At 53.4% G+C, this 17,032-nt stretch carries 13 protein-coding genes; 4 read left to right on the top strand and 9 right to left on the bottom strand.

Annotation, left to right across the window (positions count from 1 at the left end; all coding sequences use genetic code 11):
- Positions 1 to 55: 55 nt before the first annotated feature.
- Positions 56 to 1,168, top strand: a complete 1,113-nt coding sequence (locus ACFPMF_RS09295) for a sensor histidine kinase (protein WP_379843549.1) — start codon at positions 56 to 58, stop codon at positions 1,166 to 1,168.
- A 162-nt stretch (positions 1,169 to 1,330) separates the two neighbouring features.
- Here the strand turns inward: ACFPMF_RS09295 and ACFPMF_RS09290 are convergent, their stop codons facing one another.
- The gene (locus ACFPMF_RS09290) at positions 1,331 to 1,636 is read right to left on the bottom strand and encodes a plasmid stabilization protein (protein ID WP_379843546.1); all 306 of its coding nucleotides are present in this window, start codon (positions 1,634 to 1,636) and stop codon (positions 1,331 to 1,333) included.
- A 199-nt stretch (positions 1,637 to 1,835) separates the two neighbouring features.
- Here ACFPMF_RS09290 and ACFPMF_RS09285 point away from each other — a divergent pair, with 199 nt between their 5' ends.
- The 3 genes from ACFPMF_RS09285 (at position 1,836) to ACFPMF_RS09275 (ending at position 5,977) form a co-directional block, all read left to right on the top strand.
- The gene (locus ACFPMF_RS09285; protein WP_379843543.1) at positions 1,836 to 2,630 is read left to right on the top strand and encodes a hypothetical protein; all 795 of its coding nucleotides are present in this window, start codon (positions 1,836 to 1,838) and stop codon (positions 2,628 to 2,630) included.
- Positions 2,631 to 2,890: 260 nt separating this feature from the next.
- Entirely contained in the window at positions 2,891 to 3,217 is a 327-nt protein-coding gene (locus ACFPMF_RS09280) for a PadR family transcriptional regulator (RefSeq protein ID WP_379843541.1), read from the top strand.
- Between the two features lie 3 nt (positions 3,218 to 3,220).
- Complete coding sequence (locus ACFPMF_RS09275) at positions 3,221 to 5,977, top strand: ABC transporter permease (RefSeq protein WP_379843538.1); 2,757 nt, start codon at positions 3,221 to 3,223, stop codon at positions 5,975 to 5,977.
- A 10-nt stretch (positions 5,978 to 5,987) separates the two neighbouring features.
- Here ACFPMF_RS09275 and ACFPMF_RS09270 read toward each other — a convergent pair whose 3' ends face one another.
- The 8 genes from ACFPMF_RS09270 to ACFPMF_RS09235 form a co-directional block, all read right to left on the bottom strand.
- Positions 5,988 to 6,944, bottom strand: a complete 957-nt coding sequence (locus ACFPMF_RS09270) for a nucleoside hydrolase (RefSeq protein ID WP_379843535.1) — start codon at positions 6,942 to 6,944, stop codon at positions 5,988 to 5,990.
- 167 nt (positions 6,945 to 7,111) lie between these two features.
- Positions 7,112 to 8,074: an MBL fold metallo-hydrolase gene (locus ACFPMF_RS09265; protein ID WP_379843532.1), complete on the bottom strand. Its 963-nt coding sequence runs from the start codon at positions 8,072 to 8,074 to the stop codon at positions 7,112 to 7,114.
- A gap of 47 nt (positions 8,075 to 8,121) precedes the next feature.
- Complete coding sequence (locus ACFPMF_RS09260) at positions 8,122 to 8,967, bottom strand: serine/threonine-protein kinase (protein WP_379843529.1); 846 nt, start codon at positions 8,965 to 8,967, stop codon at positions 8,122 to 8,124.
- 18 nt (positions 8,968 to 8,985) lie between these two features.
- Positions 8,986 to 10,767 carry an ABC transporter ATP-binding protein gene (locus ACFPMF_RS09255; RefSeq protein ID WP_379843526.1) on the bottom strand — a complete coding sequence of 594 codons (1,782 nt, stop codon included), beginning with the start codon at positions 10,765 to 10,767 and terminating at the stop codon, positions 8,986 to 8,988.
- Positions 10,767 to 12,095 carry a hypothetical protein gene (locus tag ACFPMF_RS09250; protein ID WP_379843523.1) on the bottom strand — a complete coding sequence of 443 codons (1,329 nt, stop codon included), beginning with the start codon at positions 12,093 to 12,095 and terminating at the stop codon, positions 10,767 to 10,769. The genes ACFPMF_RS09255 and ACFPMF_RS09250 overlap by 1 nt, the downstream gene beginning before the upstream one ends.
- A 406-nt stretch (positions 12,096 to 12,501) precedes the next feature.
- A complete protein-coding gene (locus ACFPMF_RS09245) occupies positions 12,502 to 12,825 on the bottom strand; it encodes a hypothetical protein (RefSeq protein ID WP_379843520.1) in 324 nt (107 codons plus the stop codon).
- Positions 12,826 to 12,927: 102 nt separating this feature from the next.
- Entirely contained in the window at positions 12,928 to 13,863 is a 936-nt protein-coding gene (locus ACFPMF_RS09240; protein ID WP_379843517.1) for a DUF4249 domain-containing protein, read from the bottom strand.
- A 65-nt stretch (positions 13,864 to 13,928) separates the two neighbouring features.
- Positions 13,929 to 16,256, bottom strand: coding sequence for a TonB-dependent receptor (locus tag ACFPMF_RS09235; RefSeq protein ID WP_379843514.1), 2,328 nt, complete (start codon positions 16,254 to 16,256; stop codon positions 13,929 to 13,931).
- Positions 16,257 to 17,032 lie beyond the last annotated feature (776 nt).

Raw genomic sequence — 17,032 nt, 5'->3', positions numbered from 1 at the left:
TGCGACCCAAACCGTGACTCAAACAGGCCATTTAAAACCGGGGCGTTTCCATTCGATGAACAGCTATTCGCTCAAAGACATCTGGTTACGCGCCGTTGGTATCAGTATTCTGAGTGGACTGTCCTTGATGATCGATGGCGTATTTCAGCAACCTTTCACGGGCGCGACCTGGACCCTGATTGTTCTTGATATTGCTTCCGTTGCGCTGACCTGGCATCTGAACCGGGTGGTGATCACCTACTTCCGGACGGCGCTGCGCGAACGGATGAAGACGGCCCGACGGCTCGTCATCACGTCCGTGCTCTGTATTAGTGCCAATACCGCGTTTGCGCTGCTGGTGGATGCCATCCGCTACCGGGCCATTCCGGATCTCCTGACCGATGCCCGTCCGTTAAGCAGTTCGTTTCATCTTTCTTTCGGCAATACGGTTTTCACCCTGAATGCTCTGGGCCTGGAGATTATTCATGCGTCTTTGATCACCACCTTCTTCCTGACGGTTTACGAACTCCTCTTTCACCGGCAGGATTTAGCGCTTTACCAGCAGCAACTGGAACACTCGGAACAGGAACGGGAAAAGCTGCGGGTGGCCAACCTGCAAAGCCAGCTCGACGTGCTCAAACAGCAGGTTAATCCGCACTTTCTGTTCAACTCCCTCAATTCACTCTCCTCGCTGATTAGCGAAGACCCGAAACAGGCCGAACAGTTTGTAGACAAGCTAAGTGGCGTCTACCGGTACGTCCTGCGGGCTAACGAACAGCAGTTGACCACCATGGAAACGGAGTTGCGGTTTATCGATTCGTATTACCATTTGCTGCAAACCCGCTACGGGACCGGGTTAAACCTGACGATTGCGGTCGATGATCGTTACCTGAACTGCCAGTTGCCCCCGCTGACGCTGCAATTGCTGATCGAAAATGCCGTCAAACACAATGTGGTGGCGCCCCGGAAGCCGCTCACGATCCAGATCGGGATTGATGAACAGCACCGCCTGGTCGTTCAGAATACGTTACAACGCAAAGTGACCCACATCATGTCCAATGGCGTCGGCCTGACCAACATCGTTGCCAAATACCAGATGCTAAAACTCCCGCAACCCGTTGTCGAGGAATCGGAGGCCCTGTTTACCGTGCGGCTGCCCCTGCTGGATGGGCGGGATGCTGGATACTAAATGGCCTGGATGCTGGATACTAGATGGACTGGATGCTGGATGGACTGGATACTGGATGGATAAAAGGGTGCAAGTAAACGATTACCTGACAACAACTCAAACCAGCGTCAATCAGCCATCCAGTATCTAGTATCCAGCATCTAGTATCCAGCCCATCCCCCACTATTGCGCTGCGTTTTTCTTCCGGGTAGCGGCTGCTTTTTTGGCGGAAGCGGATCGTTCTTCTGCACTCCGTGAAGCTGAGGCTGCTCCCCCCTTCTGGCCACCCTTCTGCTCAGGCTCCCGGTTTTCGGGTTTCCCGCGTCCTGACCCACTTTTCTTTCCCCCACCCGACGTTTTGTTCACGGTCGCCCAGGCCCGGCGCTCCGCTTCTTCGGTAGATACACCCCGGTCTTCGTAACTTTCCTCAATGTGTTCGGCTTGCCGTTTCTGCTTGTCGGTATAAGCCGATTTATCCCCTCGTGCCATGACATGATTTGTTTAGTTTGCAACCGCTGCGGCTTTTTAAAGCCTGCCAGTAGTTTTTAATTGGTGGATAAACCCGATTCACCCCAATATGTTCAGCTTCTTTAGCAAGACCAAAAATCCCCTGACCTGCGGGATAGCTCACTGATTGGCAAAGCATTACCTTGGTTTACCGTTTTTCGTCGGGTTAAAAACAACAACTATGGATGACATGTTGAAACCGAAGGCCGGCCGTCACAGCCTGATGACGACCGGCTTATTGCTCCTGACACAATTCGTTGGCTATAGCCAATGTGTCGTTTCCCGCGACGACCAGGGCCGCCTTATTACGGTTTGTCAGGAGAGGGCGCAGGCAGGCTCTTTTCTCCAGAACCGCCCCGATTTCAATTCGGGTATTTCCTCACCGGTCGCTTACCTGGGCAGCCCCTATTTTTCGTACCCGGTTTGGCAGAACGGCACCCTGGAACTGGATTATACCAATCAGCGTATTTCCTGCCAGCTCGCGTATGACCTGACAACGAACCGCTTACTGAGCCGGTTTGAAAACAGTCCGCTGGAACACCCGGTTTTACCGGCTGCGTTCACCCTGAATGGAACCCGTTTTGTCAGCCTGAAAGCCCGCCGAAACCGGGTGTATTACCAGGTTTTGTACGATGGCAGGCTGCAACTCCTCAAACACACCCGTTGCCGGTTGCACAGCACGCCACCGGCGCATCGGCAACGTGACGATCGGTTCGACGGTTATTTTGCTTGCCAGAGCCACTATTACGTCAAACGAAATCATCAAAAACCGCAGCCGGTTTCCCTCAACCGCCCATCCATTCTCCGCGCGCTGGACGATTCGGTGCATTCGTTAGCCGGTTTTCTGACCAAAAAGCGATTCAACGAGGGCGAACTGATCGAAATTGCCCGGCTTCAGGATAGTCGTCCCCAAACGCTACCGGCGGAAAAACCGGTTCCGGAAATCGCCCAGCATCCGGATGGAATCGTTTTATAACGTCGTCCGATCCGCGCCAGCCAACCCCTTTCCCAATCATGAAATCGTTCCTGACGGAACAAAGTATCCGCTAAACGATAGGCAATCTTTCTCCCCCGCACTCCCGTTTTCAACTGTCCAGAATGGTACAACCGGTTGTCCGTTTCTGGACAATCCATCCCGCCCAACCTCCTGAAAACTGCCCTGGCGGCCTCCCAAAGGCGGTCGCTGTACTTTGGCAAGGCATTTGTTTAGCAAATAATAAGCAAATAACTCAGGGAATGGGAAGACCGTATTTAGGTGAATTTGAAGAACTGGTATTACTGACGGTGGCCGTGCTGGAGGGCGGTGCCTACGGCGTTACGATTGCGGCAGAACTGAAAAACCGCACCGACCGCACCATCAGTCTCAGCGGAGTGCATATTGCACTCTACCGGCTGGAGGAGAAAGGCTTCGTCCGCTCGGAACTGGGGGGCGCTACGGCGGCCCGGGGAGGGCGACGGAAACGCCTGTTCCAAATTACCGCATCCGGTAAACAAACCCTCCACGAAATGCGCCAGGTCCGCAACGAACTCTGGGAAGCCATTCCAAACCCTGCCCTATCGTAGACCATGAAAAAGCCGCCTTCCTCCCAGCCGACCAGACCGCCGGTTCCTCCGCCCTGGGCCGACCGCCTGCTGAAGTGGTTCTGTCCGCCCTGCCTGCTGGAAGAACTGCTGGGGGATCTGCACGAACAGTTTGCCGATCAGGTCGATACGGTCGGAATTGCCCAAGCCCGGCGGTTTTACGCGCTGGAGGTGATCAAATTCTGCCGACCGTATTTTCTGAAACGAAAAGCAACCAGCCTGACGAAAACCGCAACCGGTCCGGTTTCAAAAACCGCTCATCGATACCCCGTAACCCACGAACAACCACCTTTTTTTCTGCACCCCGACATGCTTCGTAATTACCTGAAAATTGCCTTCCGTACCCTCTGGAAAAGCAAAGGCTATGCCGCCATCAATGTGGTTGGGCTGGCCGTAGCGTTCTGCATCTGCGTTTTTCTCTTCCTGACGTCGTACCTGCAACTGACCTACGATTCGTTCCACGCCGATGGCGACCGGATTTTCCAGCCGTATCTGTTTGCCAACCACTCCGACAAAACGACCCGCAACGGGGCCGTGCCGCTTCCGTTTCTGCCCGCCCTTAAATCCAGTTTCCCGGAAGTCGAAGCGGCCACCTGCATTATGAGCGGCCGGAAAAGCCTGGTGGAAGTCAACCAGAAGTATTTCGACAAACTGGTGGTCCATACCAACCCGGATTTTTTCAAGGTCTTTTCGTTTCCGCTCCTGAAAGGCAACCGCGAGCTGGCGCTGCGGGACCTGAGCAGCATCGTCATCAACGAGACGATGGCCCAGACGCTGTTTGGTGCGGCCGACCCGATGGGCAAAACCGTACTGGTGGGAAGTATCGGCAGCCAGAAGCAGTACGTCGTGACGGGCGTCATCGGCGATGCGCCCATCAACAACTCCACCATTCAGTACGATGCCCTCGTGCGGATCGAGACGGCACCCAATTACCAGGAAGCCAAAACCGACTGGAATGCCTACTTTTATCCGGTTTACCTCAAACTATCGCCCCAGGTCGATCAGGCTACGTTTGAAAACCGCCTGAAACCATTTGCCGCCAAGTATTTTCCCGGCACACTGGAGGAACTCAACAAGAAAGGTGCCCAGCCCGATCAGCGGGGTGATGTCTTTGCGGTGCGGTTGCAGAAACTGGCCGATATCCATTTCGACCGGGAGATCAGCAACGGCCGGGGGGTGCCCATTGCCCTGGTGTATACCCTGCTGGGCATTGGGTTCTTTATTTTGCTGATTGCCTGCAGCAACTTCATCAACCTCAGCATCGCCCGATCGTTCACCCGTGCCCGCGAGGTTGGCGTCCGGAAGGCGCTCGGAGCGCTTAAAAATCAGCTTTTCGTCCAGATCTGGGGCGAATCGACCGTGATCTGCCTGATCGGTTTTTTACTGGGATTAGTCCTGGCCTACCTGCTGTTACCCCAGTTCAATGCAACGTTCGACGCCCGGCTTCGGCTCGAAGCCGTATTTAAACCCGGTTTTATGGCGCTGATTCTGGCCGTGTTCGGGCTTGTCACCCTGGTCGCCGGGGGGTATCCGGCCTGGCAGATGACCAAGTTCAACACCGTGGAAGTACTGAAAGGGAAAGTTTCGCTGAAGCGGCCGGGCATCCTGCGCAATTCGCTGATTGTGACACAATTTACCTTATCCTGCCTGCTGGCCTGCTGCACGATTATCGCGGCCCAGCAGGTCGATTATCTCCGTTCCCGCCCCCTCGGTTTTGAAAAGGAACAGGTAATCAGCATTCCGGTGGGTAACCAGGTGGACGGTCGTCAGGTACTCGGTCGCCTGCGGAATAAGCTGGCCAACGATCCGTCGGTTCTGGCCATCACCGGAACCAGCGTCAACATTGGCCGGGGCCGGGACCGCGTCAGCTCCCGAACAACCATCGGCTATACGTACAAGGGCAAAGAGGTCTCAACCGACTGGCTCCTCATCGACTATGACTACCTAAAAACCCTGAATATCAAACCCATTTCGGGCCGAGACTTCAGTCGGCTGTATGCCACGGATTCAGTCAACCGGGTGATTATAACGGCCAGCATGGCAAAACTACTGGGCGAAAAGAACCCGGTTGGCCTGCTGCTTGGCGACGATGGCGATACGACAGGAACCAAATCCCAGGTTATTGGCGTCATCCCGGATTTTCAGCTGTATTCGTTATCCGACCAGGCCAAACCCATCACCCTGCACCTTTCGAATTCGGAAACGATCCACTACATTTTTGTCCGGGTTACTCCGCAAAGCCTGGCGGGCGCAATGGAGAAACTGAAAACCGCCTGGCAGGAAGTGGCTCCGCAGTCGGAATTTCTTGCGACTTACCTGGACGAAAACGTCGATGCCTGGTACCAGAACGAAGAACGAATGGCCCAGATTTGCAGCCTGGCGTCGGGCGTTGCCATTCTGTTGTCCTGTCTGGGGCTGTTTGCCGTCGCCAGGATGGTGATTGAGCAGCGGACGAAAGAAATCGGGATCCGGAAGGTGATGGGGGCCAGCATTCCGAACATCATCGTGGTCCTGTCGCGGGATTTCGTCAAACTGGTGCTCATTTCCCTGCTGATTGCGATGCCGCTCGCCTGGCTGTTAATGACCACCTGGCTGAGCAATTACCGCGAACGCATTCCGATCAGCCTCTGGGTGTTTACCGGCGTCGGGCTGGCGGCCATTCTGATAGCGCTGGCAACCGTCAGCTTTCAAACCATCAAAGCTGCGCTGGTCAATCCGGTGAAAAGTCTACGCAGCGAATAAAGCGACGGGATCAGGGATTCCTGCTGGCCGGCGCTTTCATCATCAAGTCCTCGATGACGCCCGCCAGCGCCTGCGGTTTCGTTTTTTCCAGCAATCGCCAGTGCGTTCCGGTTGCGTTCGGGTGCCACGTATTGCTGCCATCGTTCTGGACGACAAACGTTCCCCGTTCCAACCCAAAATAGGTCTCCGGGGTGCGTACGGCGGCCAGAACGGCGGTCTGATCATAGCTGGCCCTCCCGCCCGGTTCATACCGGCTATTATCGGTCTCCAGCTTATCCTGCGCGATGGACATGGCGTACGCATCCTTAACCGGGTTTTTGGTTACGGGCATCTGAATAAGCCGGTCGCCGGTGCGGACAAAACGACCGATTTCGTAGCCACTGATGACCATCTCGCCGGGCCATTCCGCGAATACTTTCCGGGCGTTTTCCGGGTCCACGATGACGTTTGTCTCCTTCCCCGACGGAAATTTCCCCGCCATCGAAACCACGCGAACCACTTTCTTCTGAACCAGCTGTTTGCCCGTCAGGGGACTGAATTTGTCCGGTGGCGAATCCAGTAAATGGCCGAGATTCGTAAAGAATCCAATCGTAACCAGCACCACACTTTGATCGGGTTGCGCGGCCAGGACCGAGCGGAATACGGTTATCGCATCCGGGGCATCCCGGGTGGTCGGCACGGCATGAAAATAGTGAATCGGAAGTTCGTGGGTCCATTTTTCCCCCTTATGCCAGGTATCGATCGTGGCGGCTTTGCCCTTGACGGCCCCAACCGGAATCGCCGGTTTTCCGTAATACCGGTTAATGACCTCGATCAGCGGAACGGAATAAGGCAACTGATTGGACGCGCCAACCGCTAGGATTCTGGCCTCGCCAAGATCTTCCAACGCATGCAAGGTTGCCAACGCGCCCGCATCATCATAATCGGCTCCCATATCGGTATCCAGAATGATTGAAACCGGTTTCATCGGTTTTGCTGGCGGATCTTGTGCTTTACCGACAGTCCCCAGCAATATCAATGGCGTCAACACGGCCAAAAACAGGATGGGTCCTTTAAGGTTGGGTTTCTGGTTAACTAAGCAGAAAATCTTCATCGAAATGGATCTGTTTATCGAGCCTCCCCCGGATTTCCACCCTAAAAGTGGAGAGGTTTCCCCTGCTCCGGAAAAATTAACGTTACGTTGACGGAGTTCGCTTCCTGCAACTGTTTTTTTATGATGGTTTCGTTCGTACCGGTCGGTTTCATGTGCGTGATGACCACCGGAAAACCGTTCAGCGCTTCCGGGCCGGTCCGCTTCCCCAGCGCCCTGAGTTCGTGCATCAGCCAGTTGGGCGTCAGATGGCCGTAGAGCTGATTGTCCGGCTGCTCATTGGGATACGACACTTCCATAAAAATGGCCTTGAGCGCTTTTGACTGCACCAGTGGCTGGATGGCCTGCCAGAGTTTGGTCAGGTTTTGGGATTTTTCGATCAGATCCGGCCCCGTGTCGCCCAGGTACAGGACGTAACTGCCGCCACTTTTGATCAGGAAAGCCGCGCTCTGGTACGACATGCCGTGACTCAGCGGAAACAGCCGAACGCTCATTTCGGTCGATTCGATGACGGTCTCGGCGGCCGGGGCCAAAACCGTATAGCGGTATTTACTCAGCGCAGGCTGATCGCCCTCGCTGCCCATGTTGGGCCAGCTTTGCCAGTTGAAATAATGTTTTTTGAGAACCTCCAGGCAGCCGGCGGAGCCATAAACCGGCTTTTTGGCATCATCCGTCGAATTGATGATCAAACCCGCCAGATGATCCAGGTGAGGGTGGCTGATCAGGTAGGCTTTGATATACTCCTTCAGCACCGTTTCCGACGAAACGGTGAACGCCCGGTTTTGGACCGCCTTTTCAATTCCGGCATGTAGGGTGCCCGCGTCCAGGCAAATGTAATTCGTCGTTCCCGCCGGAGCGAGCAGGTACGCCGAGAGATTGCTTTCGTCAATTCCCCCTTTGACGCCTAACGGTACGACCGTAAATGTCGATACCGGCGTTTTCTGAGCGGAAACAGGAATCCGGCTAATGAGCAGAAAAATACAAAAGAAGAAAAACCGGGCTGACATACGTTGGGAGATTGCGCCCTTAAAACTACGGTTTTTCCGCTATTCCTTCAAGGTTTCACACGGTCCCACCACTTCAGCACCGGCCCCAGCCAGTCGGTGGCTTCCAGCAAAGCCGGGTGCCGCAGCGCTTCCATCACCTGTTTGGCGGTCAACCGGCGTTCGGGGGAAACCGTCAGCAGTTTGTCGATCAGCCGCTCACTGGCTTTTGATAGATTCGGATTCAGCTTGCGGGGGGCCAGATAGTCCCCTCTCTGTATTCGGCGGCTGATTTCGCTGTGGGTGCTCCCGCCGAACGGCGACTGGCCGGTCAGCATTTCGTACAAAAGAACGCCCAGCGCCCAGCAATCGGAAGCTGGACTGCTCTGGCCCGAAAACTGCTCCGGCGCCATCGACGAGGCCGTTCCGATCAGGTACCCCTGGTGCGTCAGTTTCGGCGAATTCGCAAACCGGGCCAGGCCAAAATCCAGCAGTTTGGCTTTGCCATGCCGGGCTATTTTGATATTCCCCGCTTTCAGATCCCGGTGAACGATGCCACGGCTGTGCAGGTATTCCAGCGCCGACGCAATCTGCCCCAGCACTTTCCAGGCCGATTCTTCGGTCAGTGGGCCATTTTTCTGAATAAACTGTTCGATGGTCGGGCCTTCGATGTACTCCAGGACCAGACACCACAGTCCTTTTTCCACAAAAAACTCGTAGACCAGCGCAATGTGCGGATGCCGCAGCGATGCCTGCACGCTGGCTTCGTTCCGAAACCGCTCGGCCTGTTCGACCCGGCTCAACAGTTTGATGGCGACGGTTCGTTGGGTGTCCGCATGAAAAGCCTGGTAGACCTCTCCCATTCCGCCCGCTCCTACCCACTGGGTCAGCGTATAACCGCGTATCGACTGGTTCATGGTTGTTGTTGCTTCGTTTTATCCCAAAACCGTAGCCGCCAGGCGGGTCAGGTTCATCGAACGGGCGTTGGAATCGATGATGTCGCGGTACAAACCGCCTTCGCGGTACAACGACTCGTGGGTTCCCTGTCCGATGATTTCCCCCTCCTGCATCACGTAAATGTGGTCGGCATCCATGATCTGGCTGATGTTGTGCGAAATAATCAAAACCGTCCGGTTTTTCTTGATGGCATCCAGGCTGTCCTTGATCTGCTCGGTCGTAATGGCGTCAAGGCTGGCGGTGGGTTCGTCGAGGAGCAAAACCGGCGGATTTTTCAGAAACAGCCGCGCAATGGCAATCCGCTGCTGCTGTCCGCCCGACAACGCCCGGGCTTCGGTCTGGTAGCCGTTGGGCAACTGCATCACCTGATCGTGCAAACTGGCCCGCCGGGCCGCTTCAACCACCTCTTCAAACGGCGCGTCGAGTTTGCCGTAGCGGATATTCTCTTCCACCGTTCCGGCAAAAATGTGGTTTTTCTGCAATACCAGCCCGACGTTCTCCCGCACAAACTCACTGTCGTAGTCGGCCAGCAGTTGCCCGTCGAGCAGTACGTTACCCCGTGTTGGATCGTAAAAACCGGCCAGCAGGTTCAGCGCCGAACTCTTTCCGGCCCCCGACAACCCGACCAGCGCCGTGACCTTACCCGGATGGAGTTCGAGGCTGACGTTGCGGAGCGCCTGCTTGCCATTCGGGTACACAAAATCCACGTTCTGCAATTCAAAATACCCGCCCCAGGCCGATGATTTCAGCGAACCGCGCCGGAGCAGATACGTATTGTTTTCGATCATATCGAAAAAGCCTTCGGCGTATACCAGGGCCTCGGTGTATTCGTCATAAATCCGGTGCAAATGCCGAACCGGAGCCGACACATTATTGAACAGCATGATGTGCAGCAGAATGGCACCGACGGTCATCTGACGGTTCAGCACGAAATAAATCGTAACGACAAACACCAGGACGATGCCCAGTTGTTCGGCCACGCTTTTCAGGCCGTCGAAGAGGTAATTGGTGCGGTGGTGCCGGATTTCGTTTTCGGCCAGCCGGTGGTTCAGGTCGTGCTGCCGGTTTTGTTCGTATCCCTCCCGAACGAATGATTTAACGACAAAAATCGACTCCAGCAGGCCGAACAGCGCATTGGCCTTGTTCTCCCGGATTTCCTGAATATTCCGGCGAATCTGCTTCTGCCGGTGCGTCTGTTCCCGGCTGATGTAGAAATAAACCGGCAGCACCAGGGTAGCCACCACCCCCACGCCGATGTTTTTGTTGTAAATCAGAATCAGCGCAAAAACCGCATTCGCCAGCATCGGCACAATATCCACGAATAGGTTCTTGACGGTTTTCGTCAGGCTTTCGATTCCCTTGTCGATCCGTTTTTCGAGCTTCCCGGTCTGGTTCTGGTCCAGCGCAAAGAACGACAGATGGTAAGAAACAATCCGGCGAATGGTGTAATCGTAGAGGTCGGCCGCCATGTGAAACCGGATGCGGTCGCTCAGGAATTTCTGGCCCAGCTGCACCAGCAAGCTCAGCAATTCCTTTGTCAGCAGGATAGCAACCAGCGTGCCCACCACCCAGCTTACCTCCTGTTTATCAATCGGTTTTTTCAACAAACCCTGCACGGTATTGACCGTATATTCCATCACCAGGGGCGTTACCTGGGCGAGCAAAGCCCCGACGGTGGTCAGCAGGAGAGCCAGTACCAGACTCCCCCGGTAGCTCCGCACAAACGGCCACAATTTTCGGATCAGCAGGAACGTATTCATCAGATCATCTGGCGGATAAATTCCTGGGTGTTCAATTTTCCGTCGGTCTGATAATCATAGAAAAGTTCGGTCATCGACGCGACAATATGCGGGTCTTCGGTCAGGAAAGCCGTCAGTTTGGTAGCCCGGCCGCTGGCACTGGAACCGCTCCCGAGAATACAGACGCAAAGGCCCCGGTAAATACCCGGTTTGTTTTCGCGGGGCGCACTGATAAACAATTGAACCGGCAACGTTTTGTTGGCTTTCGTAATGCGAATACCGAGTTCCTGCATCTCGCGGATGGCCTGACTATGTTCGGCATACAACTGATTCACCAGCAGGGCTTTCGGATCGGCCGGTTCGGCGGCCGACGACGGCACCAGAAACCGGTTATGATGCGGAATGGCATCGAGCTGGCTCAGCAAGGCATTGCTGCCCGGGCGGTAGGTTTCGACCGAAACGTGCTCGTTGATCACTTTGCCGAGGTATTTCAGAAACGCGTGATTGGCCCCTTCATTCTGGTCGTTCAGCGTGACGAACTCGACGTGGGCGTCGCTGCCCATGTTCTGAAGGTAAATCGCGGCCCCTTTCAGTTTATTTTCCACGTCGGTGCAATCGCGTTGCAGGGCTTCAGCTTTGCGGGCGTAATCGAACTGGGTCGCATTCCGCAGTTCATGCGGTTTCAGATCAGCGTGCTTGGCCACATAGTCCATCCGGAACGGTGCAATGCCTTCGACCCGGGCCGTATTGGACAGAACGAGCAGATCATTCCCCTGCGACTGCGCCGATTCGACCACCCGGCCAATGCCCTTCAGCACCTCGTCCGGGCCTTCCATCAGCAGCACTTTTTCGTTCACTTTACCGCTCACATCGATCATCAGCGTGTTCAGCGACTGGGTCGCCTGCACCAGCAGGTTGGTCTGAGTCTTGAGGTGGTCCATTTCCTGCTGATTGAGCTTCTCTTTCAGGCGGTTGGCTTTTTCGGTTGTCACGGTGACATACAGCCCGATAAAAATCCCGACAATTCCGCCCAGCAAACCGGCTATATCGAGTTCCCGGATGTATTTATCGAGTCCGGGGCTGAAATACGCCTGCGGGTCCGTCCATGTGCCCAAAACCGGATCAACTTGAAAATCAGAGAGGTAATGCGTGGTATCGTGAAAAACATAGTACCACTTCAACCCCAGCGAGATGAGCAGTGCCAGAAATGGAATCATGAAAAACGCCGTGAACAGTAGCGGATGATTCCGGATAATATCATAGAGGATCGTAAAGAATCCGTCATTTTTAGCATCGGGTTCGGACGGGCGAGCCGATTGAGAAGCGGGTAGAGACGAAGCAGCGAGCATGACAGCCTGAGTTTGATTGAATTGCCATGACAAAGGTCCGCGCTGCGGGGTACCCGTTCAATCCGCAAAGACCTACATTTTGGCTACAGGAAAACCTATAGTTTCGTAAAGCCTGCCGCTACCAAATGAAAATGAAGGTTTTACTCCGGTTTTTCCGCCGGTCGGCTGACCAACGAGGCTGGTCGGTACAGGAATGGATCGGCTCCGGTCGAATTCAACCGCAAAGGAATGCTGATGCGCATTCACAGAGGTGAAAAGCGCTGATACCGGAAGGATCGCCAGGCCAGCGGTTTTGGGCCGCCAGTCGAAAATGGTAAGGAGGATGGCCGCCAGAGGGGGCCGTTCAGGCTGTGAAAATACCCGTGCAATGAACTGAAAATAATAATGACTTTACCCGAAGAAAATTTTAGCGGCCGCCGAAAACAAAGCCGAGATTAGCCAATTTTTTATACAGTTTGGTCAGAATATCCCGAAATGAATCGAGCCCAAAATCGGTTTGCCCGATCGACGCCTGGCGGCTTTTCCCCAGAACGCTTTTGATCGTATTGTTTCTACGTTTAAAATAAATCAGAGAATCATCATATACTCGTACGATCGACAGGGTATCTTCCTTGCCAACCTGGTTGGTCGTAATCAAAGCCGCCAGGTAAGCCCGGGCATCTTCTTCCGTATCCGTGTACGTGAGAGTAGTACTGGTGCCGTCGTAATGGACCGCAATGAAGTCTTTCATGGAGTGAAAAGGTGTCTAAAAATACCATACGCAATATTAAAGAAATATTGAGTATTTGTACGCATAAAAATCTGATTAATTTTTAACAATATCTATAAATAGTTATCTAAAGGTTACCGTTAAGGATGATTGGTAGTAGCCGGCGAAACAGCCCAGTCCTCCTTCGATCGTATTGGGCAGTAAAACCGGCTCGGCGAAGGGGTTACCATCCGACTTCTTCTGTAACTCGAGTGCCTGGTGGTAGTGGTAATAGGCTTCATCGACGTGCAACAAGGTGCCTTTGACCAGGGCTCGGTCATATGTGCTGGAAAATGAATATTTATCAGACAAACTCTGAGTAATTGCCCCCTGGTTCAGAAAGCCCCGACACGACTCCAGCACCTTGCCGTCCCGGGCCTTGTCGGTCATCAGTGTACCGGTCTGTCCGAGCGGCTCAAACACGACCGGCGTGGTTTCTGGCTTTGGTTTTGATCCGGCATCGCCCTTACAACTCGGGCAGGGTTTCGCATACGTGAACAAACCACTTGTCTGATAATAGTCCGATGACTGGGGCGTATCCTCCCAGTAATACCGGACAAAGTATTTTTTCTGCCGGTTTGCATCCTCGACCGAATCAAGCCGCATGTGCTGCAAACGGGCCGGTTGCGGAATTGTACAGGAGCCCGCAGCCTTCAATCCCTCCGGGGTTTGAGCCGTCACCTGATATGACTCGCCCACCCGGAGTGGAAATTTCTTCGGATCGGCCTGGTAATAATCGAATTTACCATTGTAAGTCAACTGAACCGACCGGTTTCCGGTAGCCAGGATGACTTTGGCATTTTTAACCGTACCGTAGTTGGTCGCATAATTTTCGTCCATGACGGGTCGTGTAGCAGTAACTTTTATCGCAATGATGGTGTCCTGAGGAGAAATAAAACCGATAATAACCAACTTCTTCGCAACGTGGTCGAGCCCGGCAGGTTCTATTTCCTGGCGCATGTTTTCGCAACCTGTGACCAATAGGCCCAGCAACAGAAATACCGTGTAAATCCGTTTCATACGTGTATTTTTAAAAGTAAGACAGAGAAATTGCACTAAACTCTACAGTCGGAACTGCGGGGCACTCAAAACGTAAAGGTGTAACTGACGGTCGGAACAACCGGGAAAAGCGAATAACGATACAAAACCGTTTTCGATGGTTTGTTGTCGATTTCTACCTTTCCTTCCATGGAATAATAAAAGGGGTTCCGCCGGTTATAGGCATTATAAACGCTTAACTCCCAGACGCTTCCCCGCATTTTCCGACGGGTATGAAATTGCAGGCTAAGATCCATCCGGTGATACGCTTCGCCCCGGAAACCGTTCTTTTCGCCATAATCCTTCACATTCCGGATTCCCGTAAACGGGCTCACCGACGGGTTTGAATGATCCGGATTGTTTCCGCCAGTCGCATAGCGGGCCAGTGGGATGGTCAGGGCCTGCCCGGTCCCGTACACCCAGGTACCGGATAACGTTATACGTCGACTCAACTCGTAGACGCCCACCAGCGAGAAGTCATGCCGACGGTCGTAACGCGGAAAGAATCTGCGCCCCCCGTTCAAATCGGCAAACTGCCACTGGGTCCACGACAGCGTATACCCCATCCAACCCGTCAGCCGACCGGTCTTTTTCTGAAGCATCACCTCGGCCCCGTACGACCAGCCACGGCCCGCCGTTAGGTTGTCTTCCCAGCGAACCGATTCGCCCGTTACCAGCCCGGTGGGTAGAAAACTGGCCCCCTCCCGGTAGCTGATGTTATTCCGCATCGTTTTATGGTACCCTTCCACCGTCAGCGCTACGCCCGATTTGAAATCTTTGGCCAATCCCATCGCAACCTGCTCGGACTGCTGCGGTTTTACCCGGTCGGTCGTCGGCACCCAAAGGTCGGTCGGCAGGCCAACCCCCGAACTCGACAGCATGTGAACATACTGATTCATCTGGGCATACGCGCCCTTGATGGCCCAGTTGGCGGGCAGCTTGTAGGCAATGGACAGACGCGGTTCCGGCCGGACATACTGGGCATTTTTGTGCCAGTAATGGCTCACCCGCAAACCGGCATTGAGCCGCCAGCGATCGGTAGGCTGCCAGAAATCTTCGGCATACACACCGGATTCAATCACTGGAATGGTCTGATCGGAAACAAGCGACGGATTTCCGGTTTCCGAGGCAGCCGACACGATGGCGCTGGGGCGAAACCGGTGGGGCGTCACCTGAAAACCGAAACGAAACTGGTGCGTTGAACCCGCGTACAGATCCAGGTCGTGTTTCAGCGAAAAATCGCGAATGCTGGAACGATACCTGAGTTGAAAGACCAGGTTGGCCTGGTTCGCCGTGGCGATTTCCTCATTGGAAACCTCCATCCGGTATTGACTGAATAACAGGGCCGTATGTGCCGACACCCGCTTTGAAAACCGGTGGCTCCAGCGCAGGGTGCCGGTTGTGTTGCCCCAGCCCAGACCAGCCTCCAGGGTTCGGTCGTCAAAAACCCGCTGACTTCGAAACTGATCGGCCCCCAGGTAACCACTCAGGTAGACCTGATCGCGAGGTCCTAAGTCGAAGGAAAGTTTGGCGTTATAATCGTAAAAACCGGAGCGCGACGGAATGCCCGACTCGGGCCCCGGCGAGATCAACTGCGTTAACACGCCCAGGTAACACTGACGGGCCGAAACCAGAAACGACGCCTTGCCTTTCTGCAAAGGGCCTTCGAGCGTAAACCGGGAGGCAATCAGACCGATGCTGCCCGTACCGTGAAGGTTTTCTTTATCGCCCTCTTTCATACCCATTTCAATCACGGACGACAGCCGCCCGCCAAACCGCGCCGGAAAACCGCCTTTCGTCAACTCCACATTCTTGAGCGCATCGCCGTTAAACACGGAAAAAAAGCCGAGCAGGTGACTGGGATTGTAGACAACCGCGTCGTCGACTGTAATCAGGTTCTGATCCGGACCACCCCCGCGCACGTATACCCCGGCATTGCCTTCGGAGCCTTTCTGAACGCCCGGCAGAAGCTGAATCACTTTCAGCACATCTTTCTCCCCCAACAAAGCCGGTATTTTATTGAGCTGCGCCATCGGCAGCCCGATGCGGCCGAGTTGAGCCTGATCACTTTCCAGTGAACGAACAGGCTGGTTTTTAACAGACACTTCCGTCAGCGTCTGACCCGGATTCAGGTAAATATCAATCGTCTGTTTATTCGCCGACGAAAGGGTGCGGGTAATGGTTTTATAGCCTACGTACGAGAAAACAACGCTCAACGGGTAGCGGGCTGGAGCGGTTAGGGTATAAAAACCGACTTCGTTGGTGGTGGTCCCTGTTTGAAGGGCTGGAAGATAAACGTGGACACCGGATAACGGTTTTCGGTTTCCGATTTCCCGGACAGTCCCCGAAAGGGTAACCGGGTCTTGTGCGTGCAATGCAATAGCAGCAAACACGCAAACAAGGTTTGCGAGGGTACAAGTTACTTTCACGGTATCAGACAGAGAGTTATTGAGTAAATTTACTCAATACAAAATAAACACTTTATTAGATACGTTGAGTAACTAGTCAACAAAAATAATAAATATTTAATTAACAATACCAGATTATCAAAAACATTTCCATCTTATAATATACTGTAAATCAATACATAAACTCACGATCAACAAATCATTGCTTATTATCCACTAACTACCTCAATTACAGCCCCAAACGACCCAAAAGCAAATTGCATAATTAAATGCAGTTTTCACAAATAAACCCTCCCCTAAATAGTCAATTATTTTCCTAAGTATATCCTAAGTAATGCGCGCTAGTTGTCAGACGATTCGTTAACCCTCGGAAACGGATCAGGCCGACTCCACTTTTCGGATAAGAAGTCTGTATACGAAGCGATAAAAAAATAACAAAAGGAAGATAACCATTCAATCACTTTTCCAGTAACGGAGTTGTTTAAAGACAGAACCAGCATTATTATTGTCTGATAAATAACAAGTCATTGTTATTGACATTTATTCGCCTTTTGCTCTCTGCTTCCTACACAAGAGCCCATTTCCGGTCTTAGACAGTATTTACCGGATTTTATAACCGTAACTGGTATCCCGAGAATATATTAATCCTTTTCTATAACTCTTTATTTTTGTTGGTTAAGTGCAGTTATAAGGCACCACGCCGATTCATGGCAAATCATTGAATAAATTGTATTTATTATAGT

Origin of the sequence: Larkinella bovis, assembly GCF_042655385.1 — a bacterium.
GTDB lineage: Bacteria > Bacteroidota > Bacteroidia > Cytophagales > Spirosomataceae > Larkinella > Larkinella bovis.
This window is presented reverse-complemented; position numbering and strand designations above follow the sequence as displayed.

Coding starts and splice junctions, on each gene's coding strand:
- ACFPMF_RS09295 (WP_379843549.1), top strand. CDS start 56: ATGAACAGCTATTCGCTCAAAGACATCTGGTTACGCGCCGTTGGTATC.
- ACFPMF_RS09290 (WP_379843546.1), bottom strand. CDS start 1,636: ATGGCACGAGGGGATAAATCGGCTTATACCGACAAGCAGAAACGGCAA.
- ACFPMF_RS09285 (WP_379843543.1), top strand. CDS start 1,836: ATGGATGACATGTTGAAACCGAAGGCCGGCCGTCACAGCCTGATGACG.
- ACFPMF_RS09280 (WP_379843541.1), top strand. CDS start 2,891: ATGGGAAGACCGTATTTAGGTGAATTTGAAGAACTGGTATTACTGACG.
- ACFPMF_RS09275 (WP_379843538.1), top strand. CDS start 3,221: ATGAAAAAGCCGCCTTCCTCCCAGCCGACCAGACCGCCGGTTCCTCCG.
- ACFPMF_RS09270 (WP_379843535.1), bottom strand. CDS start 6,944: ATGAAACCGGTTTCAATCATTCTGGATACCGATATGGGAGCCGATTAT.
- ACFPMF_RS09265 (WP_379843532.1), bottom strand. CDS start 8,074: ATGTCAGCCCGGTTTTTCTTCTTTTGTATTTTTCTGCTCATTAGCCGG.
- ACFPMF_RS09260 (WP_379843529.1), bottom strand. CDS start 8,967: ATGAACCAGTCGATACGCGGTTATACGCTGACCCAGTGGGTAGGAGCG.
- ACFPMF_RS09255 (WP_379843526.1), bottom strand. CDS start 10,767: ATGAATACGTTCCTGCTGATCCGAAAATTGTGGCCGTTTGTGCGGAGC.
- ACFPMF_RS09250 (WP_379843523.1), bottom strand. CDS start 12,095: ATGCTCGCTGCTTCGTCTCTACCCGCTTCTCAATCGGCTCGCCCGTCC.
- ACFPMF_RS09245 (WP_379843520.1), bottom strand. CDS start 12,825: ATGAAAGACTTCATTGCGGTCCATTACGACGGCACCAGTACTACTCTC.
- ACFPMF_RS09240 (WP_379843517.1), bottom strand. CDS start 13,863: ATGAAACGGATTTACACGGTATTTCTGTTGCTGGGCCTATTGGTCACA.